Source organism: Nocardia rhamnosiphila NBRC 108938 (assembly GCF_000720425.1).
Classification (GTDB): Bacteria; Actinomycetota; Actinomycetes; order Mycobacteriales; family Mycobacteriaceae; genus Nocardia; species Nocardia rhamnosiphila.
This window is the reverse complement of sequence record NZ_JOAJ01000001.1, coordinates 1,238,536-1,264,043: the sequence shown is the minus strand read 5'-3', so window position 1 is coordinate 1,264,043 and position 25,508 is coordinate 1,238,536. Positions and strand designations below refer to the sequence as shown.

Annotated in this window: 2 protein-coding genes; both read left to right on the top strand. The window is 70.6% G+C overall.

From position 1 onward, the window contains the following. Positions 1-235: 235 nt before the first annotated feature. Positions 236-24,682 (top strand): non-ribosomal peptide synthetase, encoded by a 24,447-nt coding sequence (locus tag IG75_RS0105570; RefSeq protein ID WP_082853945.1) that lies wholly within the window; start codon positions 236-238, stop codon positions 24,680-24,682. Further along, positions 24,676-25,458, top strand: coding sequence for an FkbM family methyltransferase (locus tag IG75_RS0105565; protein ID WP_030520072.1), 783 nt, complete (start codon positions 24,676-24,678; stop codon positions 25,456-25,458). The genes IG75_RS0105570 and IG75_RS0105565 overlap by 7 nt, the downstream gene beginning before the upstream one ends. Positions 25,459-25,508: the final 50 nt, after the last annotated feature.

Below are 25,508 nucleotides of genomic sequence, written 5' to 3'. Positions count from 1 at the left end.
GTCGGATGGTCGGCGCGTCTATGGGCAAAACGCCGGACCCGGTTGCACGGCGCGCGGGCGATGTGCATAAATTGTCCGGCGCACGATCTGATAGCTGTTTGCTCTTAAAGGTGTTCGCGTGGCAGGGGCGTGGACACCGCTTCGTCACGACGAAGTCGTACCCAGGCTCCGAACGCAGCAGGGGGCGTTTTCTGCTGTGCTCCGGTGCCTCCGAGTCTGAGCGGAAGGTCGGAAGATGAATTCGAGATCGGCCATGGCTGTCGACCACGAACTGGATCTCATCCCGTTGTCGCGGGCGCAATACAGCATGTGGCTGGCGGACCATCTTCCGGGCAGGCCCAACGTCAATATCGCGCATTACGTCGATATCGAAGGTGATATCGATATCGACCTGCTCACCGAGGCGGTCAATATCGTCGGGCGGGAATCCGAATCACTCGTCGTACGAGTAGTCGAACACGACGGCCGCCCCTATCAATTCGTGGACCGCAGTATCACCTATGCCGACGCCCTGCTGGATCTGTCCGATGCCGACGACCCCCACGCCGCGGCCATGGAGTGGATGCGCCGTGATTACAGCACCAAGGCCGTCGACCTCGGCCGTGATCGGCTGGCCGTCGGCAAACTCATCAAGATCGGCGAGCAGCGATACCTCTGGTACGGCCGCGCACATCATCTGATCATCGACGGATACGGCGCGTTCAATTTCATGGGCCGGGTCACCGAGCACTACAACGCGATCATCGAGGGTAGACAGACCCCGCCGCTGGTGGCGGCGGATCTGCGGGATATCGCCGAGGCCGATCGGGCATACCACACGAGCCCGCGCTTCGAATCCGACCGGGCGTACTGGCGCGAGAAGATATCCGGTCTCCCCACCCCGGTAAGTCTTTCGGGGCGAGCCGCGCGCTGGAGCGACGACGATCGGGTGGCCGGCCGGCAGCTGCCGGACCGGCTGTCCGAATCGCTGGAGCGATTCGCGGAGAGCCGGCGGGCCTCGCCCGCGCAGGTGGTGATCGCGGCGTTCGCCGCGTTCCTCGCCAGGATGACCGGTGCCGACGATGTGGTGCTGTCGATGCCGGTGAGCGGCCGGGTGACCCGCCGCCTGCGGCACGCCGCCGCCATGCTGGCGAATATGGTGCCGATCCGGTTCGCACTGACGCCGCAGACCACGGTCGCGGAATTGGTCGGTGCGGCGGTATCCGAGCTCGTTTCGGCGATCCGGCATCAGCTCTACCGGTTCGAGGATATGCGCCGCGAGACCGATATGGCCGATACGGCGGCCAATTCGTTCGGTCCGGTCGTCAACATCCTGTTCTTCGACAGCGAGATACGCCTCGGATCCGCTGTCGGGCGTTATCGCGCTCTCACTTCCGGCGCGCTCGACGATCTGCAGCTGAACCTCTACCGTCCCGGCGCCGACGGGCCCCTGCTGCTCGAACTGCACGGTAACCCTAATCTGTACAGCCAGGACGAACTCGAACTGCACACCACGCGGTTCGTCGAATTCCTGCAGCGCCTGCTGGAATCGCCCCTGGACACCCCCGTCCTCGATATTCCCCTCACCGATTCCGCGGAAGAGCAGCGCGTTGTCGGCGAACTCGCGGGCCGCGACGGTGCGGTCGCGGACACGACATTGGTCGGCCTGCTGACCGACCGGGCCGCGGCCACTCCCGACGCGGTCGCCGTGACCTGCGGCTCGACCTCCCTGACGTATCGGGAGCTGGACGAGCGGTCCAATCGGTTCGCCCGCACCCTCATCGCGCGCGGCGCGGGGCCGGAAGCCCTGGTGGCCATCGCGATGCCGCGGGACGCGGATCTGATCGTCGCCACCCTGGCCGTACTGAAATCGGGGGCCGGGTATCTGCCCCTGGATATCGCGCACCCCGCCGACCGGCTCGACTACGTGCTCACCGATGCCGCGCCGGTGCTGGTGGTCACGAAGCCCGCCCTGCGCGACGATGTGCCGGGCGATTCCGACCGGCTCGTCGTATTCGACGACCGCACCGGATTCGCCGGCGACAGTGCGCCGGTCACCGATGCCGAACGGTCCCGCCCGCTGCGGCCGGACAATATCGCCTACGTCATCTACACCTCCGGCTCGACCGGTCGCCCGAAAGGCGTGCCGATCGGCCACCGCGCGGTGGCGTCGTACCTGATCAATGCCTGCGCCGAGATCGGGGTCCGGGCCGGCGATGTGTGGACGCTGTTCCACTCCTTCGCATTCGACTATTCGGTGTGGGAAATCTTCGGGCCGCTGGTCTCCGGGGGCCGGGTGGTCGTGGTGGACACCGCGACCACCCGGTCGCCGGACGATGTCGTACGCCTGGTGGCCCGCGAGAAAGTGACCGTGTTCAACCAGACTCCCTCGGCCTTCCAGCAGTTCGCGGCCGCACGGGAGCGGTACGCGGCCGGCGAGGAGACCGCGGGGCCGTTGGCACTGCGGTCGGTGATCCTGTCGGGAGAGCGTCTGGATCCGGCGGGGCTGGCCGCCTGGTACGAACACGAGCCGCGGGTGCCGGTCGTGGCCAACAGCTACGGGATCACCGAGACCACCGTTTTCGTCACCTATCTGCCGCTGACTCCGGAGATCGCGGTGCCGGGTGCCCCGAGCGCGATCGGCACGGCCCTGCCGGGATTGCGTACCTATGTACTGGACGAGCGGTTGCGGCCGGCACCGCTGGGGGCCTGGGGCGAGATCTATGTTTCGGGGGCGCAGCTCTCGCGGGGATATCTCGGGCGGCCCGCGCTGAGCGCCGCCCGTTTCGTCGCCGACCCGTTCGGCGCACCGGGGGCACGCCTCTATCGCAGCGGAGATATCGCCCGCTGGAACGAGCGGGGCGAACTCGAGTATCGCGGCCGGGCCGATCAGCAGGTCCAGTTGCGCGGGTTCCGGATCGAACTCGACGAGATCCGCACTGTGCTGCTGGCCGACCGCGCGGTGGCGTCGGCGGTCGTGGTCGTCCATCGGCCCGGCACGGAGGCGGCGCGGCTGGTCGCCTATGTGGTGCCGGTCGGCGATCCGGGCGCCGGCGTCGCCGACACCCTGCGCGAGCGGGTGGCCGGGGTCCTGCCGGAGTACATGGTGCCGGCGAGTGTCGTCGTACTGCCCGAACTGCCGTTGACCGTCAACGGCAAGATCGATCACCGAGCCCTGCCCGAGCCGGTATTCGATTCGGCCGCGGCCTATGTCGCGCCGAGTACGGTGGTCGAGGAGACGATCGCCGATGTGTTCACCGACGTCCTCGGCGTCGAACGGGTCGGCGCACTGGACGACTTCTTCGCGCTGGGCGGCAATTCACTCACCGCCACCGGCGCCGCCGTCCGGATCGGCGAACTGACCCGCTGCGAGGTCTCGGTGCGCGATCTGTTCGGCGCACCGACCGTGGCCGGCCTCGCGGCGCATATCGCGGCCGCGCACCGCCCCGCCCGCCCCACCCTGCGCGCCCGGCCGCGGGTGGACCCACTTCCGCCGGCCCCCGCCCAGAACCGGATGTGGCTGATCAACCAGGTCGACCCGGACTCGGCGGCATACAACATCCCGCTCGTGGTGCAGCTGACCGGCCACCTCGATGTGACCGCGCTGCGGGCTGCTCTCACCGATGTACTCGAGCGCCACGAGGCACTACGCACCGTGTTCCCGGCTGTCGAGGGTGCGGGGTCCCAGGTCGTCCTGCCGGCCGAGGAGGTGGTCGCCGGTCTGGATCTGATTCCCGAGACAGCGGACGGAGCGGATATCGAGCACCGGATCCGGGAACTCGCGGCGCGCGGTTTCGATGTCAGCGTACGGCCGCCGCTGCGCAGCGCCCTGTTCGCTTCGGCCGACCGGCGCCGGCACGTCCTGGCCGTCGTCCTGCACCACATCTGCTGTGACGGATCGTCGCTGCGGCCGCTGTCGGCCGATCTGGCGACCGCCTACGAGGCCCGGGTGCAGGGAAAGACGCCGGACTGGCAGCCGTTGCGGGTGCAGTACGCCGACTACAGTCTCTGGCATCGCGAACTGCTCGGGGACGAAGCCGATCCGGATTCGCCGGCAGCCCGCCAGCTGAACTACTGGACAGGGCAATTGGCCGGTAAGCCGCCGGTGCTGGAACTGCCCGCCGACCGGTCCCGGCCGGCCCAGCGGTCGCTGCGCGGCGACCGCACCGAGACCGCGATCCCGGCCGAGGTCTTCCGCGGGATCGAAGGGCTGGCCCGGTCGGTGAACGTCACGACATTCATGGTCGTGCATGCCGCGCTCGCCGTACTGCTCGCCCGGCTGTCGGGCTCCGACGACATCACCGTCGGCACCGCCGTGGCCGGCCGTGGCGAGCCCGCGCTGGAACCACTCGTCGGGATGTTCGTCAATACCGTGCCGTTGCGCACCGAGGTCCGCCCGGGCGAATCGTTCACCGATTTCCTGGCGCGGGTGCGCACCGTCGATGTGGACGGCTTCGCCCACAGCGATCTGCCCTACGAGCGGGTCGTGGAGGAGGTCGACCCCCGGCGGTCGGCCGCGTACGCCCCGCTGTGCCAGGTGTATCTGGCCTTCGAGAACATGGAACGGCCCGGTCTGGAGTTGCCCGATCTGACCGTGGAGATCCTGGACCCGGGGACCGGAACGGCGAAGGTGGACCTCGTGGTCACCGTCGCGGAGAACGCCTCCGCCGGTGGCGATGTCGCCCTGCGCGTCGACTACGCGACCGATCTGTTCGATCGGCGCACGGTCGCGGAATTCGCGGCCCGGCTGAACCGGGTACTCGAGGCGGTCGTAACGGATCCGGGCATCCGGGTCGGTGCGGTGGATGTGCTCTCCGGAGCGGAACGGGCCGCGCTGGTCCCGGCCGCGGGCGCTCCGGCGGCGGCGCCTCGACTCCTGGCCGAGGTGCTGGCGGTATCGGACGGCGACGCGGTGGCGGTGATCGCGGGCGAGCGGACGGTCACCTACGGCGAACTGGACGCGCAGTCGAACCGGTTGGCCCGCGAGCTCATCGCGCGGGGTGTGGGCCCGGGTGACCACGTCGCGCTCGTACTGGGTCGTTCGGTCGAGTTCGTGGCCGGTATCCGGGCGGTGGCGACGACCGGCGCGGCCTTCGTCCCGGTGGATCCGCGGAACCCGGCCGAACGTATCGCGCTGATGCTCGCCGACGCCGCGGTCCGGATCGCGGTGACGGTCGAATCCACGCGGGCACTGCTGCCCGAGTCGATCGCGCAGCTGGTACTCGACGATCCGCACACCGCGGCCGCGCTCGCCGCCGGATCGGCGGCGCCGGTGACCGATCGGGAACGGATCCGGCCCGGCCGTGTCCTCGATACGGCGTACGTGCTGTACACCTCGGGCTCGACCGGTACTCCCAAGGGAGTCGCGGTGACGCACGAGGGTCTGGCGAACTTCGCCGCCGAACAGCGCGAGCGCTACCGGGTGGATCCCTCCGCGCGGGTATTGCAGCTGGCGGCGCCCGGATTCGACGCGGTCGTCCTGGAACTGCTGATGGCGCACGCGAACGGTGCCGCGCTCGTCGTCTCGCCGCCGGATGTCTTCGCCGGTGCGGAACTGGCCGAACTCATTCGCGCCCAGCGGGTCTCGCACGCGTTCGTGACACCGGGTGTGCTGGCGACGATGTCACCGGAGGGCCTGGACTCCCTGCGGGTGCTGGTGGCCGGCGGCGAGACGGTCCCGGCCGAGACGGTGGCCACGTGGGCGCCCGGTCGCGAATTGTTCAACGGATACGGCCCGACCGAAACCACCATCATGGTCGCGATCAGCGATCCTTTGTCGGCGGGCGACCGGGTGACGATCGGCGGACCGATCCGCGGGATCGACGCCGTGGTCCTCGACGCGGGATTGCGGCCGGTTCCGGTCGGGGTGACGGGTCAGCTCTTCGTCGCCGGTGTCCAGCTGGCCCGCGGATACCTGCGGCGGCCCGCGGCCACGGCGGCCGCGTTCGTCGCGGCGCCCTTCGGTCCCCCCGGTACCCGGATGTACCGCACCGGCGACCTGGCGCGCTGGACCGCCGACGGGACGCTGGAATACGCCGGCCGCACCGACTTCCAGGTCAAGATCCGCGGCCAGCGCATCGAGCTCGGCGAGATCGAGGCCGCGCTCGCCGCGCATCCGGCGGTGTCGGTCGCGCATGTGGTGGGTGTCGGCGGCGACCACGGTGCCCGGCTGGCCGCCTACGTGGTGCCGGCGAGCGACGGGGTGGATACCGCAGAGCTTCTGGCGCACACCGCGCAGCGTCTGCCGGCGCATATGGTCCCGGAGACCGTGCTGGTGATCGACCGGCTGCCGCTCTCGTCGGTCGGCAAGATCGATCGCGCCGCCCTGCCCGCGCCGGTGTTCGGTGCGACCACCACGGAATTCGTCGCGCCGCGCGACAGCGTGGAACAGACCGTGGCGCGGGTGTGCGCGGAGGTGCTCGGTATCGAGCGAGTGGGCGCCCTCGACAGCTTCTTCGACCTGGGCGGCAATTCGCTGTCGGCCACCCGGGTGGCCGGACGGCTCAGCGCCGAATTCGGGGTGGATATCGCCCTGCGCACGGTATTCGACGCACCGACCGTCGCCGCCCTGGCCGATCGGCTGCGCACGAGTGCCCCCGCCGGTCGGCAACCACTGGTTCCGCAGCACCGTCCGGAGCGGATCCCGCTGTCGCCGGCGCAGACGCGTATGTGGTTCCTCAACCGGTTCGACACGGCATCCCCGCTGTACAACATTCCGCTGGTGCTGCGCCTGTCGGGCGATCTCGACGTGGCGGCCGTCCAGGCCGCGGTCGCCGATGTGCTCGGCCGGCACGAAGCGCTGCGCACCCGCTACCCGGACAGCGACAGCGGACCACACCAGGTGATCGTGCCGGTGGCGGACGCCTGCGCGCCGCCGGAGCCGGTGGTTGTCGCGGCCGATACGGTCGAGGCCCGGATCGCCGCGGCGACCGGGGCCGGCTTCGACGTCACCCGTGAGGTTCCGTTCCGGATCACGCTGCTGCGCAGTGCGTCCGACGACCACACCCTGGTCCTGGTGGTCCACCACATCAGCTTCGACGGCTCGTCGCTCGCCCCGCTCGCCGCGGATCTGATGACCGCCTACCGGGCCCGGCACCGGGGCAACGAGCCGCAGTGGGCACCGCTGCCGGTGCAGTACGCCGATTACACACTGTGGCAACGGGAACTGCTCGGCACCGAGGACGATCCGCACAGCCCCACGGTCGCGCAGACCGAGTACTGGCGCTCGGCCCTCGCCGGGCTGCCCGAGGTACTCGACCTGCCCACCGACCGGCCCCGCCCGGCCCGGCAGAGCTTCCGGGGCGCGACCTACTCCACGGCACTGCCCGCCGACCTCCATCGTGCGGTGATCACGCTGGCCCGCCGCCACGACACGACCGTGTTCATGGTGATGCACGCCGTCTACGCCGCGCTGCTGGCCCGCCTGTCCGGGTCCGGTGACATCGCCGTCGGGACACCGATCGCCGGCCGCGGCGAACCCGGCCTCGACGGCCTGGTCGGAATGTTCGTCAATACGCTGGTGCTGCGGACCCGGGTCGCGCCCGGTGCGTCGTTCGCCGCGGTTCTCGACCAGGTCCGCGCGGCGGATCTGGCCGCGTTCGAGAATGCCGATATCCCGTTCGAACGGCTGGTCGAGGTGCTCAATCCGCCCCGGTCGACGGCGCACGCGCCACTGACACAGGTGGGGTTCTCGTTCCAGAACATCGAGATCCCGGCCGTGCGGCTCGACGGCCTGACGGTCACGGCCCGGATGATCGATCCGGCGGTGGCCAAATACGATCTGCACCTGAATCTGGTCGACACCTTGTCCGCAGACGGTGGCGCCGGCGGCATGACCGTCGAATTCGGATATGCCACCGACCTGTTCGACGAGTCGTCGATCCGCTCGATATTCGACCGCTACCAGCTGCTGTTGCGCGCGGTCCTCGCCGATCCCGCCGTGCCCGTCGGCGATATCGATCTGCTGACCGGGGCCGAACGGCAGGCGCTGGCCGAGCGGTCGGCCGGCGCGCGCACCGTCGCCGGCCCGGCGACGGTGGCGGATCTGTTCGCGGCACAGGTCACGGCAACCCCGCGGAATACGGCTGTCATCGACGCCGCGACCGGCGCACGACAGGACTATCAGGACTTCGGGCAGCGGGTGAACCGGTTGGCCCGCGCTCTCATCGACCGGGGCGTGGGGCCGGGGTCGGTGGTGGCGGTCGCCATGCACCGTTGCGCCGACCTGCTGACCGCGCTGTACGCGATCCACGCCGCCGGTGCCGCCTACCTGCCCCTGGACCCGGAACACCCGGCCGACCGGACCCGCTCGGTCTGCGCGACCGCCCGGCCGATCGCCGTGCTGACCCGGGGTGACGACGCGGATCTGCCCCCCGAGGTGCCGCGGTGGCCGATCACCGAGCTGCCGGTGTCGCAATTCGATCCGGCGCCGGTCACCGACGCGGACCGGATCAGGCCACTGCATCCCGACGATCTGGCCTACGTCATCTACACCTCCGGCTCGACCGGTGTGCCCAAGGGCGTGGCCGTCCCGCACCGCGCGGTGGTGAACCAGCTGCGCTGGCTGCGCGACCACTACGGCCTCGACGGTTCCGATGTGCTGATCTGGCGTACACCGGTGACCTTCGACCTGTCGGTGTGGGAACTGTTCGCCGCGGCCCTCTGTGGCGCGGCACTGGTGGTCGCGGACGCCGACGCCCACCGCGACCCCAGGGTGCTGGGCCGCCTGCTGGCCGAATACCGGGTCACCACGGTCGATTTCGTACCGTCGCTGCTCGCGGCATTCCTGGCCACCGCGCCGGGCCGCGAACTCCCGGATCTGCGGCGCGTCCTGTGCATCGGCGAAGCCCTGCCTGCCGAGACGGTCCGGCGCTTCACCGAGTCCGGTACCGCGCGGATCGACAATCTGTACGGGCCGACCGAGGCGGCGGTCAGCGTCACCTCCCACCGTGTCGGGGAGGTCTCCGACACCTCCGTGCCGATCGGCGTACCCGAGGCGAATGTGGTGGTCCGGGTGCTGGACGCCCGGCTGCGTCCGGTCCCGGACGGTGTCACGGGCGAGCTGTACCTGGGTGGAGTGCAACTGGCCCGCGGGTATCACGAGCGTCCGGTCCTGACCTCGGCCACCTTCGTCGCCGACCCCTCGGGCAGCGGCACCCGGTTGTACCGTACCGGCGACCTGGTGCGCTGGGACGCCACCGGCAGCCTGTGCTACGTGGGCCGAGCCGATACCCAGGTGAAGCTGCGTGGTCTGCGAATCGAACCGGGCGATATCGAGGCCGCGCTGGTGGCCCATGCCGCCGTGGACGCCGCGGTCGTACAGGTACGTACCGATCACGGCGAACAGCGCCTGGTCGCCCATGTGGTCGCGCCACCGTCGTGCGACACCCAGGAGATCCGCGCCTCGCTGCGGGAACGGCTGCCCGCCTATATGGTTCCGGCCACGGTGATCCGGATCGATACGCTCCCGCTCACCGCGAACGGCAAGGTCGATCATCGTGCGCTGCCGGCACCGGATCCGGCCCTGCGCACGGCCGAGTTCCGGGAGCCGCGGGGTCTGGTCGAGCAGACGGTGGCGGGTGTCTTCGGCGAGTTGCTCGCGCTGCCGGAGATCGGCGCCCAGGACGATTTCTTCGAACTGGGCGGTAATTCGCTGCTCGCGACGCGCGCGCTGAGCCGTATCGGCGATATCCTCCAGGTCACCGTCGCGGTCCGGGTGATCTTCGAAGCGCCCACGGTCGCCGACCTCGCCGAGCGCATCACCCGGTTGCGGGAGGTACCGGACCTGCCGGCGCCCGCGCCCCGTCCACGCCCGGATCGGGTACCGCTCTCGCCGGCGCAGACCCGGATGTGGTTCCTCAACCAGTTCGATCCGGCGGCCGCCGGGTATATCGTCCCGCTGGCGATCCGGCTCGACGGTGTACTCGATCTCGAGGCGCTCACCGCGGCCGTCGCCGATGTGGTCGAGCGGCACGAGAGTCTGCGTACCGTCTACCCGGCCGTGGACGGTGTGCCGGCCCAGGTGGTGCTGTCGGTCGAGGAGGTCGCCGCGCAGGGGGATCTGGTCCCGGAACCCATCGCCGAGTGCGAACTGCCGCGGCGGCTGGCGGAGTTCTTCGGCCGCACCTTCGATGTGGCCGAGGGCGTGCCCCTGCGGGTCGGGCTCTTCCAGCTCTCCGAATCGGTGTGGGTGCTCGCGCTGTCCGCACATCACATCAGCTGTGACGGTTTCTCGGTGGCACCACTGGCCGCCGATCTGATGACCGCCTACCGGGCGCGTTCCCTGGGCGGCCGGCCGGAGTGGGCGCCGCTGCCCGTGCAATTCGCCGATTTCGCGCTCTGGCAGCGCGAGGTGCTCGGGGCGCCGGATGATCCACAGTCGCGTGGTGCGCGCGAGATCGCCTATTGGCGCACCCGGCTCGCGGGTATCCCCGATGTCCTGGATCTGCCGACCGACCGGCCGCGGCCGCCGCGGCGGACCCAGCGCGGCGCGTTCGTACAGGTCACGATTCCCGGTGACCTGCACCGGCGGGTGCAGACACTGGCGCGCCGCGGCGGCGCCACCACGTTCATGGTGGCGCACACGGCACTGGCGGTCCTGCTGTCCCGGCTCTCCGGGGGCGACGACATCACCGTCGGTGTGCCGCACGCGGGCCGCGGCCACCGCTCGCTCGACGGTCTGGTGGGGATGTTCGTCAATACCCTGGTGATGCGGACCCGGGTCGCGCCGCACCGGAGTTTCCGGGAGCTGCTGGAAGAGGTCCGGCGGGCCGATATCGAGGCCTACGACCACGCCACCGTTCCGTTCGAACAACTGGTGGAAGCGGTGAACCCGGTGCGTTCGGCCGCGCATACGCCGCTGTTCCAGGTGATGCTCGCCTATCAGAACATGGACCGGGCCCACATCGAACTGCCGGAACTCACCGTGGACGATATCGATCCGGGCGACGACGCCGCGATCTACGACCTGCTGCTGATGATGTCGGAGAGCCACGGCGCCCAGCACGAGCCGGTCGGGATGACGCTGCGCCTCACCTACGCCACCGACCTGTTCGACGAGGACACCGCCGCACGGTTCGCCGCGCAGTTCCTCCGCGTACTCGAGTCCGCGGCGGCCGACCCGGAGGCGGCCGTCGGCGATATCGACCTGCTCGACGCGGCCGATCGGACAGTGCTGCACCAGTGGAACGCCTCCGGCGCCCCCGTCGTCACCGGCCGGACCCTGGTCGATCTCTTCGACGACCAGGTGGCCCGTACCCCGGCCGCGCCGGCGCTGCGCGATCCGGCCGGCGCCGTGCTGACCTACCGGGAGTTCGACAGCCGGGTGAACCGGCTCGCCCGCTGGCTGACCGAGCGCGGTGCCGCCCCGGAAACCATTGTGGCTGTGGCGATCCGGCGTTCGGTCGACCTCGTCACCGCGCTGTACGCGGTGGTCAAGACCGGGGCCGCGTTCCTCCCGATCGATCCGGACCATCCGGCCGCGCGTATCGGCCGGGTGCTCGCGGCGGCCCGGCCCGTACTGGTGTTGACGACTTCCGCGGACGGAGGGGAGCTGCCGGCGGAGTACACCACCGAGCCGATCGACCGGGCCGACCTGAGCGGCTACCGCGACGCCCCGCTCACCGATGCGGACCGCCGGGCGCCGCTGCGCCCGGACAACGCGGCCTATGTGCTGTTCACCTCCGGTTCCACCGGCCTCCCGAAAGGCGTCGCCCTGACCCACGCCGCGACCGCGGCGCAGCTGGCCTGGGCGCAGCGGCAGTGGCCGCACGACGGATCCGATGTGGTCCTGTACAAGACCCCCGTCACCTTCGATATCGCGGTGTGGGAACTGTTCTGGCCGTTGCAGACCGGTGCGCAGCTCCTGGTGGCCGCTCCGGACGGCCACCGCGACCCGGCCTACCTGGCGGGAATCATCGCCGAACACCGGATCAGCACAGTACATTTCGTCCCGTCGATGCTCGATGTCCTGCTCGACACCACCGCGGCGGCGTTACCGTCGGTCCGCCGGGTGTTCGTCGCCGGTGAAGCGCTGGCCCAGCGCACCGTCGACGAGTCGGCGCGCGTCTTCGGCAACGCCGAGGTCGTGAACTGGTATGGGCCGGCCGAGGCGGAGGTCGTCACCAGCCACCCGTGCCTGCCCGGGGAAAGCCCGCGCGCGACCGTGCCGATCGGGCGGCCGGTCGCCGGTATGCGGGTGCATGCCCTGGACTCCCGGCTGCGGCCCGTTCCGTTCGGCGTGACCGGCGAACTCTACGTCTCGGGTGTGCAGACGGCCCGCGGTTACCACGGCCGCCCCGACCTCACCTGCGCCAGGTTCGTCGCGCACCCCTTCGGCGCGCCGGGGGAGCGGCTGTACCGCACCGGCGATCTGGTCCGCTGGACGAGGTCCGGCGATCTGGAGTTCGCGGGGCGCGGCGACTTCCAGGTGAAGGTACGCGGGCAGCGGGTGGAGCCCGGGGAGATCGAAGCCGCGCTGTCCGCGCTGCCGGAGGTCGCGCGGGCGGTCGTCGTCGCGACGACGGAACGGATCGCCGGCTACGTGACGCTCGTTCCCGGTGCCGAGGCCACGGGCCGTGAGCTGCGTGACCGGATCGCGCGCACGCTCCCGGCCTATCTCGTGCCGGCCGCCGTACAGATCCTGGCGGCGATCCCGCTCACCGCCAACGGCAAAGTGGACCGTGCGGCCCTGCCCCGGCCGGTGTTCGAGGACCGGGCCGAATATGTGGCACCGCGCAGCGAGCGGGAAACCGTGCTGGCACGCATCGTCGCCGGGCTGACCGGAACCGATCAGGTGAGCGTGACGGCCGATCTGTTCGAGATCGGTGTCGACTCGCTGTCGGCCGCGCGGATCGCCGCCCGCGCCGAGGCGGCGCTGGGTGTCGAGGTCGGTATCCGCGATATTTTCGATGAGCCGACGATCGCCGGCCTGGCGCACCGGCTCGCCACCCGCACCCGCGGCGCCGCCCTCCCGCTCACGGCGCGCGAGCGTCCGGCCGCCGTCCCGCTGGCCGCGGCGCAGCGCCGGATGTGGTTCCTCAACCAGTACGACACCGGATCCGCCGCCTACAACATCTGTTTCGCGGCCCGGCTCGGCGGTGCGCTGGATCTCGCGGCACTGCGGGCCGCTTTCCGGGACGTGACCCTCCGGCACGAGCCGTTGCGGACGATCTACCCCCTGGTGGACGGTGAACCGGCCCAGGTCGTGCTGGACGCCCCGGCCGCAGGGGCCGAGCTGCTGCCGGAGGCCGAACCGGTGGCCGACGAGACCGAACTGGCCGACCGGATCCGGCGGGTCGCCGAAACCGGCTTCGATGTCGCGGTCTCGGTACCCGTCCGGGCCGGGCTGTACCGCACCGCGGCCGGGGAGCACGCACTGGTCCTGGTGGCGCACCATATCGCCGCCGACGGCGCCTCGATGCCGGTGCTCGCCCGCGATGTGTTCACCGCCTATACGGCCCGTACGCGCCGGCAGCCGCCGCAGTGGGAACCGATGGCGGTCCAGTACGGCGACTACGCGCTGTGGCAGCAGGAGCGCCTGGGCGCCGAAGACGATCCCGAATCGCTGATCTCGCGGCAGATCGCCTACTGGACAGAAGCGCTCGGCGACAGCCCCGACCTGCTGGACCTGCCGACCGACCACCCTCGCCCGGCCACCGTCACCACGGCCGGCGGCAGCGTGCGCTTCGCTATCCCGCCGCGGCTGCACGGCGCGATCGTGCGGCTGGCACAGGACGAGGGCGTGACGACCTTCGTGGTGCTGCACGCGGCGCTGGCGATCCTGCTCGCCCGGACGGCGCACACCGACGATGTCTCGGTCGGTACCCCGGTCGCGGGCCGGGGGCACGAGGCGCTCGACGAGCTGGTCGGGATGTTCGTGAACACCGTCGTGTTGCGCACCCGGATCGCCGAGAACAGGTCGTTCCGCGCACTGCTCGCGGACGTGCGCGATAGCGACGTGGCCGCCCTCGCGCACGCCGATATCGCCTATGAACGGCTCGTCGATGTGCTCGATCGTCCCCGGTCGACCGCGTACACTCCGCTGTACCAGGTGATGTTCGGGCTGCAGAACACCGGGCCGGCACGGTTCGACCTGCCCGATGTGGAGGTCACACTGCTCGATCCCGGGATCGCGCAGGCCAAAACCGATCTCACCGTACTGCTGAACGAGCGGGCCGACGGTGATCGGTCCGGGGGTATCGACGGGGAGATCGTCTACGCCACCGATCTTTTCGCGGACCGGACCGCGCAGGCGCTCGCCGATCGGTTCGTGCGGATCCTCGAGTCGGTCACCACCGACCCGGCCCGGACGGTCGGGGGGATAGACCTGCTCACCGCGACGGAAGCCGACGAGCTGGTACCGGCGGTCGGCGCCGGGGCCGAAACCCCGTACCTGCTGCCGGATCTGCTGGCCGCGGCGGTTGCCGCGTACCCCGCGCAGGTCGCGCTGATCGGGGAGACCGAAACCCTGACCTACGCCGAGCTCTACCGGCGCGCCGACCTGCTGGCCGGATATCTGGTGTCGCGCGGCGCGGGCCCCGGCGTTCATATCGCGCTGGCGGTACCCCGTTCGGTGGACTACCAGATCGCCATGTGGGCGATCTCCCGGACCGGCGCCGCCTTCGTCCCGGTGGATCTGCGGTACCCGCGGGAGCGGATGGCCCAGATGATCGCCGACGCCGGCGTCGCCTTGGGTCTCACGGTCGCGGCCGCGGTGGCCGCGCTGCCGGACGGGGTCGAGTGGTCGGTACTCGACGATCCGGCCACGGCCACCGAAATCGCGGGGCAGCCGGGCCTTTCCGCGAGCGCGTCGGCGCCGCCGCGTGCCCGGACCGGGGACACGGCGTACCTGATCTACACCTCCGGTTCCACCGGCACGCCGAAGGGAGTGGTGGTGACCCACGAGGGGCTCGCGAACTTCGCCACCGCCCAGCGGGTGCGTTATCGGGTGGACCGGACCGCACGGGTGCTGCACGTGGCGGCACCCGCCTTCGACGCGGTACTGGTCGAAACATTGATGGCCTGTGCGGCGGGCGCCGCGCTGGTGATCTCGCCGCCGGATGTCTTCGGTGGCGCCGACCTGGCCCGGCTCATCCGCAACCACCGGGTATCGCATGCCTTCCTGACGCCGAGTGTGCTGGCGACCGTATCGCCCGCCGATTTCGCATCGGTACAGATGCTGGCGGTCGGCGGTGAGAGGGTGCCGGCCGAGCTGGTCGCCACCTGGGCTCCCGGACGTCGGTTGCACAATATCTACGGTCCGACCGAGACGACGATCGTCAGCACGATGAGCGCGCCGGTGCGTGCCGGTGGCCCGATCGATATCGGCGGCCCGATCCACGGCGCGCAGGCCGTGGTCCTGGACTCCCGGTTGCGGCCGGTACCGGTCGGCGTGGCGGGTGAGTTGTATCTGGGGGGTCCCGGGCTGGCGCGGGGATATCTGAATCGGCCGGCGCCGACCGCGAGCGCGTTTGTGGCGAATCCGTACGGCGGCGCGGGAGCGCGGATGTACCGTACCGGCGATATCGTGCGCTGGACTGCCGGCCATACGCTCGAATATGTCGGCCGCAGCGATTTCCAGATCAAGATTCGCGGTCAGCGCATCGAACTCGGCGAGATCGATGCCGCGCTGGTCGCGCAGCCCGGTGTCACCTCGGCGGTCACGGTCGCCCGGCCCGGCCCGGACGGCCGGTCGCTGCTCGCGGCGTATCTCGTGGGTGAGCCCGGCGCGGAGCTCGCCGCGACCGCGGTGCTGGACCGGCTCGCGAGCGTGCTGCCGGCCCATATGCTGCCCGCGACGGTCACCGTCCTGGATCGGATGCCGCTCGCGTCGACCGGCAAGGTGGATCGTAAAGCGCTGCCCGAACCCGTATTCGAGGTGCGGGAGGCGGACGCGGTGGAACCGGCCACCGATCTGGAACGCACCGTCGCTGCCGCGTTCGCGGACGTGCTGGGGATGCCGTCGGTGGGGGCGACCACGTCGTTCTTCGCGCTGGGCGGCGATTCCATCATGTCGATCCAGCTCGCCGCGCGGCTGCAGGCCGCCGGGTTGGTCGTCCGGGCCCGCGATATCTTCGAACGCCGCACTGTCCGGGCCCTCGCACAGGTCGCCGCGACCACGAGCCGGGCGACGCTCACGGAATTGCCCGGCGGCGGCGTGGGGGATATTCCGAGTACGCCGATCGTGACCTGGTTCGGTGAACGCCTCGGCGCGGCCCGGGGATTCGCCCAGTCGATGCTGGTGCGGCTGCCGGGGGACGCCGCCGTCGCCGAGGTCACCGCGACGGTGCAGGCCATGCTGGACCGGCACGATATGCTTCGCGCCCAGCTGCGCGACGGCTGTCTGCGGGTACTGCCGGCCGGTTCGGTCGATGCGGCCGAAACCCTTCTCGTGCAGACCTTCCGGGCCGGGGACGGACCGGGTGGTGACGGTTTCACCGCGGTGGCCGAGGCCGCGCTGGCCGCGGCCACCTCCCGTCTCGATCCGGCCGTCGGCCGGGTCGTGCAGGTCGTCTGCCTGTTGCCCGCGGCGGGGGTCGACGCGGAGGGCCGGGCCCTCGTGGTGATCCACCACCTGGCCGTGGACGGCGTCTCGTGGCGCATCCTGCTGCCCGATCTCGCGACCGCCTGGCAGCAGATCGGGGCAGGTCGGCCGGTGGATCTGCCGGCCCCGGGCACCTCCATGCGCCGCTGGGCGCACGCCCTGGCCGAAGCGGCGGCGGACCGGGCCGGTGAACTCGACCTGTGGCAGCGGATGAGCGCGGCTCCCGACCCGCTGCTGGGGCGGGCGGCACTCGACCCGTCCGTGGACACCCAGGCGACGGTCCGGCAGCTGGAGGTGTCCCTGCCGGCGGAGATCACGAGGGTGCTGCTGGAGGTGGTGCCCGAAGCCGCCCGTGCCACAGTGGACGACGCATTGCTCGCGGGGCTGACGGTCGCCCTGGGGCGCTGGCGCGCGCGCCGCGGAAGCACCCATCGGGGCGCGAAGATCCTGCTCGAGGGCCATGGCCGCGAGGAGCAGCTCGTCCCGGGCGCGGACCTCTCCCGCACCGTGGGCTGGTTCACCAGCGCTTACCCCGTCGCGCTCGACCTGTCCGGGGTGGACTCCGCTGATCCGCGTGCCGTGGTGAAAGCGGTCAAGGAGCAATTGCGGGCGATCCCGGACAAGGGGATCGGATATGGCCTCCTGCGCTACCTCGATCCCGCCGCGGGGGAGCGGCTGGCGGGCGCGCCGGAGCCGCAGATCGCCTTCAATAATCTCGGCCGGGCCGGTGTCGATCTCGCCGCGCTGTCGGGACTGGCCTGGGTGCCGACCGGGGAGGAGTTCGACCAGCGCGGCGCGTTCGACGCGGAGATGCCCGCGGCGGCGGTGATCACGATCGATGTGCACACCGCCGAGACCGCGGCGGGCCCCGTGCTGTCGGCGCAGATCGGCTACGCCGCGCGGTTGCTGGACCGCGCGGAGGTCGCCGAACTGGCCGGCGACTGGTTGGATGCCGTCCGCGAGATCGCCGCCGCGGCAGGCCGCGACGACGACTGGGGTCTGTGCCCCGCCGATGTTCCGCTCGTCGCGGTCGGCCAGGCCGATCTGGACGTCTTCACCGAACGCTACGGGCCGCTCACCGATGTGTGGTCGCTGGCGCCGCTGCAGGCGGGCCTGCTCTTCCACGCCGAATTCGCCGCCGGTGAGCTGGACGTCTATACCGCCCAATCGGTGCTGACCCTGGCGGGCACGGTCGACGAGGACCGGCTCGAACGGGCCGCGCGAGCGCTGCTCGACCGGCATCCGAACCTGCGCGCGGCCTTCACCCGGACCGGCGACGGCGTCGCCGCGCAGATCGTTCCCGCCACCACGGCGCTGCGCTGGTACCGCGCCGAGACCGGCGGAGACACCGCCGAACTCGATCGGTTGATCGAATCCGAACGGGCCGTGGTGTTCGACCCCGTCGATCCGCCGCTGCTGCGTTTCCTCGTGGTGACGGTGGGGCCGGGGGATGTCCGGCTGGTGCTGACGGCGCACCATCTGCTGCTCGACGGCTGGTCGCTGCCGCTGCTGTGCCGGGAGCTGATCGGTCTCTACGCGGTGGGCGACCGCACCGATCTGTTGCCGGCCGCGCCGTCCTACCGCGACTATCTGGATTGGCTGGACCGGCGCGACCACGAGGCCGGTGTGCGGGTATGGCGTGAGGCCCTGGGGGAGTCGGTCGAACCCACCCTGATCACCGACCCGCATACGGCGACCGTCGCCGATATCCCGGTCGATCTGCCGGTCGACCTCGGCCGCGCCACCACCGGGCGGCTGACGGAGTTCGCCCGGGAGCACGCGGTCACGATGGCCACTATCGTCCAGTTCTCCTGGGCGGTGGTGCTGGGCAATCTGCTGGGCACCGAACGAGTGGTCTTCGGTAGCACCGTCTCCGGGCGGCCCGCCGATCTGCCCGGTGTGGAGTCGATGATCGGGCTGTTCATCAATACGATCCCGGTAGCGGCCGAGGTGACCCGCACCCGGACCGTCGCCGAACTGCTGACTCGTCTGCAGGCCGACAGCACCCGGCTGCTCGACCACCACTATCTCGAACTGTCCGAGATCACCGCCGCCGCGGACAACTCACACCTGTTCGACACCCTGGTGGTGTTCGAGTCCTATCCGGTCGACAGCAGCGGTCTGGGCGAGACCGATATCGACGGAATGCGGGTGCTCGCGGCCGAGGGTCGCGACGCGGCGCACTATCCGCTGCTGGTCCAGGCACACCAGACCGACGAGCTGCACGTCCGGGTCCGCTACCAGCGCGCCCGGATCGACGATCGGACGGCGGCCGAGCTGGCAGACCGGCTGGCCCGCGTCCTGCACGCGATCGCCGGGAACGCGGAGAGACCTGTCGGTGCGATCGATCTGCTGTCGGCCGACGAACGGGCGGAACTGGTACCTGCCTCGGGTGGCGCCGCCGAGGCACCGCGTTCGCTGTCGGAACTGCTTGCGGCGGGGGCGGCACGCGACCCCGGGGCCGCGGCCCTCATCTCGGACGGGCAGACGGTCTCCTACGCCGAACTCGAGGCCCGGTCCGACCGGCTGGCGCGGAAGTTGATCGACTGGGGCGTGGGCCCGGGCGACCGGGTCGCGCTGGCGCTGCCCCGGTCGGTGGAGTTCGTGGTCGGCCTGTGGGCGGTGACCAAAACGGGTGCCGCGCTCGTGCCGGTCGATATCCGCAACCCTGCGGAACGGGTCGCGCTGATGGTCGGACACGCGGATATCCGAGTCGCGCTGACGAGCGGATCCGCGCGCGGGTCGCTGCCGGATCCGGTGCGGCCGCTGGTTCTCGACGACCCGGAGACGTGGGCTTCCCTCGCGGAATACCCGTCGGGTCCGATACTCGACGCGGATCGTGTGCGCACACCGCATCTCCGGGATACGGCCTATGTGCTCTACACGTCGGGCTCCACCGGGGTGCCCAAGGGCGTGGCGGTGACGCACGAGAGCTTGGCGAATTTCGCTGCCGAGCAGCGGAAACGTTTCGCCGCCGACAATGGGTCGCGGGTGCTGCAGGGTTCGGCGCCCGGATTCGACGCCCTGATCCTGGAAATACTGCTGGCGCATAGCAACGGCGCGGTGCTGGTGTTGCCGCCGCCGGAGGTGTACGCGGGCGCCGAGCTGGCCGAACTGATTCGCGCACAGCGGGTATCGCACGCCTTCCTGACCCCCAGTGTGCTGGCGACACTGTCCCCGGAGGGCCTGGATTCGCTGCGCGTGCTGGTGGCGGGGGGTGAGGCGGTGACTCCGGAGACGGTGGCCGTCTGGGCGCCGGGCCGGTGCCTGCTGAACGGATACGGACCCACCGAGACCACGATTCTGGCCTGTATGAGCGGACCACTGCGACCCGGTGCCGCGGTGACGATCGGTGAGCCGCTGCGCGGGATGGAAGCGGTGGTGCTGGATGCCTGGCTGCGGCCGGTACCACCCGGGGTGGCGGGAGAGCTGTATCTCGCGGGCGTACAACTGGCGCGCGGCTACCTGAGCCGCCCGGTGACCACGGCGGGAGCGTTCGTGGCGAACCCGTTCGGTGCGGCCGGAACGCGCATGTACCGCACCGGTGACCTCGTGCGCTGGACCCACGAGCGCACGCTGGAATACCTCGGCCGCCGGGATTTCCAGGTCAAGATCCGCGGCCAGCGCATCGAACTCGGTGAGATCGAAGGCGTCCTCGCCGGCTGCCCCGGTGTCGACCGGGCCGTCGTCGTCCTGCGGCCCGACGAGCGCGGCCGCAAGCGGCTCGCCGGGTATCTCGCCGGTGCCGACTCGGTGGACCTGGCGGCGGTGCGCGCGGCCCTCCGGGACCGGCTGCCGGCGCATATGGTGCCCGAGGCGCTGACCCTGCTGCCCGAGCTGCCGCTCACCACGAGCGGCAAACTCGACCGCTTGGCTCTCCCGGCACCCGAATTCGGCGCCCGCCGTGCGTGGGTCGCGCCGGGTACCGACGCCGAGCGGGCGGTGGCGGAGGTCTTCGCACGCGTCCTGGACGTCGATGAGGTGGGCGCCGCGGACAGCTTCTTCGAGCTGGGTGGTAATTCGCTGTCGGCGACCCGGGTGGCGGCGCAGTTGAGCGCCGCGACCGGGGCCCGGGTCGGTGTCCGGGACCTGTTCGAGGCGCCGACCGTGGCCGAACTGGCCGCTCGGCTGACCGTTCTCGACCACGAGCACCGGACGCCCCTGGTGGCGCGGACCCGCCCCGCGCGGGTACCGCTGTCCCCGGCCCAGCAGCGGATGTGGTTCCTCAACCAGTTCGACACCTCGGTGGGCGCCTACAACATTCCACTGGTGATCAGGCTGACGGGCGAGCTCGATATCGACGCGCTGCGCCGGGCCTGCGGCTTGGTCGTCGAACGCCACGAATCACTGCGCACCGCCTTCCCCATGGCCGAGGGTGTCCCGTATCAACTTGTGGTACCGGCCGCCGAGGTCGTACCGGAGTTGCGGCCGGTCCCGGTGGCGGAGGATCAGCTGATGCGGCGGGCCGTTGCCGCGGTCACCACCGGTTTCGATGTGACCCAGGCACCGCCGCTGCGGGTCGAACTGTTCGAACTGGGCGAGCGTGACCACGTGCTGATGGTGACCGTGCACCACATCTGCGCGGACGGGCAGTCGATGCTGCCGCTCGCCCGCGATGTGGCGGTGGCGTACGAGGCGAGTAGGCAGGGCGGCGCCGCGCCGTGGCCGGAGTTGCCGGTCCAGTACGCCGATTACGCGCTGTGGCAGCACGAGATCCTCGGTGCCGAGCACGATCCGGATTCGCTGGCCTCGCGGCAACTGCGATTCTGGAAACAGACACTCGGCGGGCTCCCCGAACTGCTCGAATTGCCGACCGATCTGCCCAGGCCGCCGGTGGCGTCGCTGCGCGGGCGCGCCGTCGAATTCGAAATCTCCGCCGGGCTGCACGCCCGGATCGGCGCGGCGGCCCGCGCCGGGAACGCGACGGTTTTCATGGTGCTGCACGCCGCGTTGTCGGTCCTGCTGGCGCGGCTGTCCGGGGTCGGCGATATCGCGATCGGCACCCCGGTGGCCGGTCGCGGGGTGCGGGAACTCGACGATCTGATCGGTATGTTCGTCAATACGCTGGTGCTGCGGTCGCGGGTGGCGTCGCGGCAGACGTTCGCCGACCTGCTCGCCGGTATCCGGGAAACCGATCTGGCCGCGCTGGCGCACGCGGATGTACCGTTCGAACAGGTCGTGGAGGCGCTGAACCCGCCGCGGTCGACCGCGCATCTGCCGCTCTACCAGGTGACGCTGGACGTCCAGAACCTGAGCCGGGCCGCGGTCCGGCTGCCCGGTCTCACCGTCGAACCGGTCGAGGACGGTTTCGAACAGGCACAGGCGGATCTGAATGTGAAGCTCGCGGAGCGATTCGACGAGGCGGATCGTCCGGGCGGCCTCGTGGGCCGGCTGACCTTCGCCACGGACCTGTTCGTCGAGGAGACGATGCGCAGGTTCGCGCAAGCCTTCGTGCGAATCCTCGAGGAGGTGACGGCGGATCCGGAGGTCGTCGTCGGCGATATCGACCTCGTCGACGACGCGCAGCGGCACACGCTGCTGGCTGCGGCCGGACACAGCGGCGCCGTGATCCCCGAGACAACCCTCGCGCACCTGTTCGCCGCGCGGGTCGCGGAGCGGCCCGACGCCGTCGCGGTGACCGACGGTCGTTCGGTGCTGACCTATGCGGAGCTGGATCGGCGCGCCGGTCTGATAGCCGCCCGGCTGGCCGAGTCCGGGGCGGGCCCGGAAACGCTGGTGGCCGTGGCCCTGTCCCGTTCGGCGGACCTGGTCGCCGCACTGCTGGCCGTGGTGCGCACCGGCGCCGGATATCTGCCGCTGGATGTGGCCTACCCGGAACAGCGGTTGCGGTTCGTGCTCGACGACGCGCGCCCGGTGGCGGTGCTCGCCTCGGCGCAGACGATATCGGCGGTGCCCGAGTTCCCGGCTCCGGTGCTGCTCGTGGAGGACTGTGCGGCAGGGGACGCGGATCCGGCTCCGGTGCTGCCGGTCGCCCGGCCGGACAACACGGCCTACGTGATTTATACGTCGGGCTCCACGGGCCGCCCCAAGGGCGTGACGGTGAGCCATCGCGAAGCGGTCACTCTGTTCACCGAAATCACCGGGCGTTTCGATCTCGGCCCCGATGATGTGTGGACCATGTTCCACTCCTACGCTTTCGATTTCGCGGTGTGGGAGATGTGGGGCGCGCTGCTGACCGGTGGCCGGCTGGTCGTGGTCGACTACGAGGTGTCCCGCACGCCGGACGCCTTCGCCGAGCTGGTCGCCCGCGAGGGAGTGACCGTCCTGAGCCAGACACCGTCGGCGTTCTACGGATTCGCCGAGGCGGACCGGGAGCGCCGGGCCGCCGGTCGCGGCGGACCCGGCCTCGCGCTGCGGTATGTCGTGTTCGGCGGTGAGGCATTGGACCCGGCGCGGCTGGCCGGATGGTTCGCGGCGCACGAGCCCGGATCCCCCCGGCTGATCAATATGTACGGGATCACCGAGACCACCGTGCACGTGACTTTCGGCGAGGTCACCGGACCCGATACCGCGGGGATCGGTACCCCGCTGCCGGGTATGCGGGTCTACGTACTCGACGAGCGCATGCGCCCGGCGCCCATCGGAATGCCCGGTGAGATCTATGTGGCCGGGGGGCAGCTCGCGCGGGGTTACCTGGGCGCCCCCGTGACGACGGCGGGCCGGTTCGTGGCCAACCCGTACGGGCCGGCCGGGGCCCGGCTCTACCGGTCCGGCGATATCGGCAGGTGGCAGGACGGCGAGCACGGACTCGAACTGCGCTATCTCGGTCGCGCCGATGCCCAGATCCAGTTGCGCGGCTACCGCATCGAATTGGGCGAGGTCGAATCGGCGCTGCTCCGGCATCCCGGTGTCGTGCGCGCCGCCGCCGCGGTGCACCGGCCCGGACACGGAATCGACCAGCTGATCGGTTACGTGGTGGCCGCCGAGGACGGGCGGCTCGATCCCGCCGCGGTCCGGGCGACGGCCGCGGAGGTGCTGACCGGATACATGGTTCCGGCGGCGATCACGGTGCTGCCCGATCTGCCGTTGACGGTCAACGGCAAACTCGACCGTGCGGCCCTGCCCGCACCGGAATCCGGCACCGCCCCGAGCGAGTTCGTCGCCCCCCGGACAGGGACGGAGAAAGCGATCAGCGAGGTCTACTCCGAGGTGCTGGGTGTCGAGCGTGTCGGAGTCTCGGACGGGTTCTTCGATCTGGGCGGCAACTCGCTGCTGGCCACCATGGTGGTACGCGAACTGAAGGCCCGCGGGGTGACGATCGCGCTGCCGTGGATGTTCGACGACGCGACACCGGAGGCACTGGCGCGCCGGGCCGACGAGGCCGAGGGCGGGTCGGGCCTGCAGGTGCTGCTGCCACTGCGGGCGAGCGGATCCGAGCCGCCGCTGTTCTGTGTGCATCCGGCGGGCGGGCTGGCCTGGTTCTACGGGGGGCTCGTGGAACACGTGCACGCGGACCGTCCCGTCTACGGCCTGCAGGATCCGCATGTGGTGGCCGGCGAACCTCCGGCGGAATCGGTGGACGAGCTGGCCGAACGCTATGTGAGCGAGATCCGCCGGGTTCAGCCGGACGGTCCGTACCACCTGCTCGGCTGGTCGCTCGGCGGGCAGATCGCGCATGCCGTGGCGGTCCGGCTCCGGGGCGCGGGCGCGAAAGTCGGTGTGCTGGCGCTGCTGGACAGTGCGGTGGACCTGTCCGGTGACGTCGCCGCGCCGGAGGCGGCGGGCGATCGGCTGCCGGGCCGGTTGATGGCGGATCTGCTCGGTGGCTGGCGGGAGCTGTTCGACCTCGGCGACGACGTCCGTGCCGATACCCATGAGCAGGCCTGGGCGGTCGTCCGGGAACAGGTACTCGGTACCGCGATGTTCACCGCCGAACAGGTGGACCGGGTGATGACGAGTTTCGAGACAGCCGCGGCGATCGCCGACCGGTACCGGCCGGCGGTCTTCGACGGTGACGTGTACTTCTTCACCGCCGGAAAGGACCACGCCGATCACGAGGCGCTGGCGCGCTCGTGGCGCCCCTATGTGACCGGGGAGATCCACAACCGGGTGGTCGATGTCCGGCACCTCGAGCTGAGCCATCCCGAGGCACTGACCGTTGTCGGTGCGGTAATAGAAAGGGCCGTAGCGCAATGCTGAACACACAACAGACGCTGAAACTCGACGACGGCAGAGTGGTCGACTGCCCGAGCCCGGCGGAGGCGAAATTTCTCTGGGGTGAGATCACCTCGGCGACCGGTTTCTACCGGCAGGCCGCCGCCCGGCTACGGCCGGGGGACCTCGTCCTCGATATCGGCGCGAACATCGGGCTGGCAGCGATGCTGTTCGCCGATGTCTGTCCCGGCGCCCGGGTGATCGCGGCCGAGCCCGTGCCGGCGACTTTCCGCTGCTTGCAGAGCAATCTGAATGCTCATGTCCCACACGCCGTGCCGGTGCGGACCGCTGTCGGCGCCGAGTCCGGCGTCCTCCCGCTCACCTGGTATCCACAGGCACCGGCCAACTCCGGCCTGTACGCCGATCGGGCCGAGGACGACGAGGCCACCCGGGTTTTCCTGCGTAACAGCGGCCTCGACGACGAGGCGATCGACCTCATCACCGCCGGCCTGCACCAGGGCGAACAGATCGATGTCGAGGTGACGACGGTGTCGGCGATCCTGGACGAATACGGGCCGGATGCCGAGATCGGTGTGCTGAAGGTGGATGTGGAACGAGCGGAACTCGATGTGCTGCGGGGTGTGGCCGCGCGGGATTGGCCGCGGATACGCACGGTGGTGGCGGAGGTGCACGACACCGCCGGGCGCCTGGCACAGTTCCGCGAGCTGCTGAGCACCCACGGCCTGACCACGCGGACCCGGCAGGACCCGAGTCTGCGCGGCACCGACCTGTACGAGGTCTACGCGAGCCGGGCCGCGTGATCCCCGGCGCACTCGGTGGGCGACAGAACGACAACGACGATCCGGGAGAG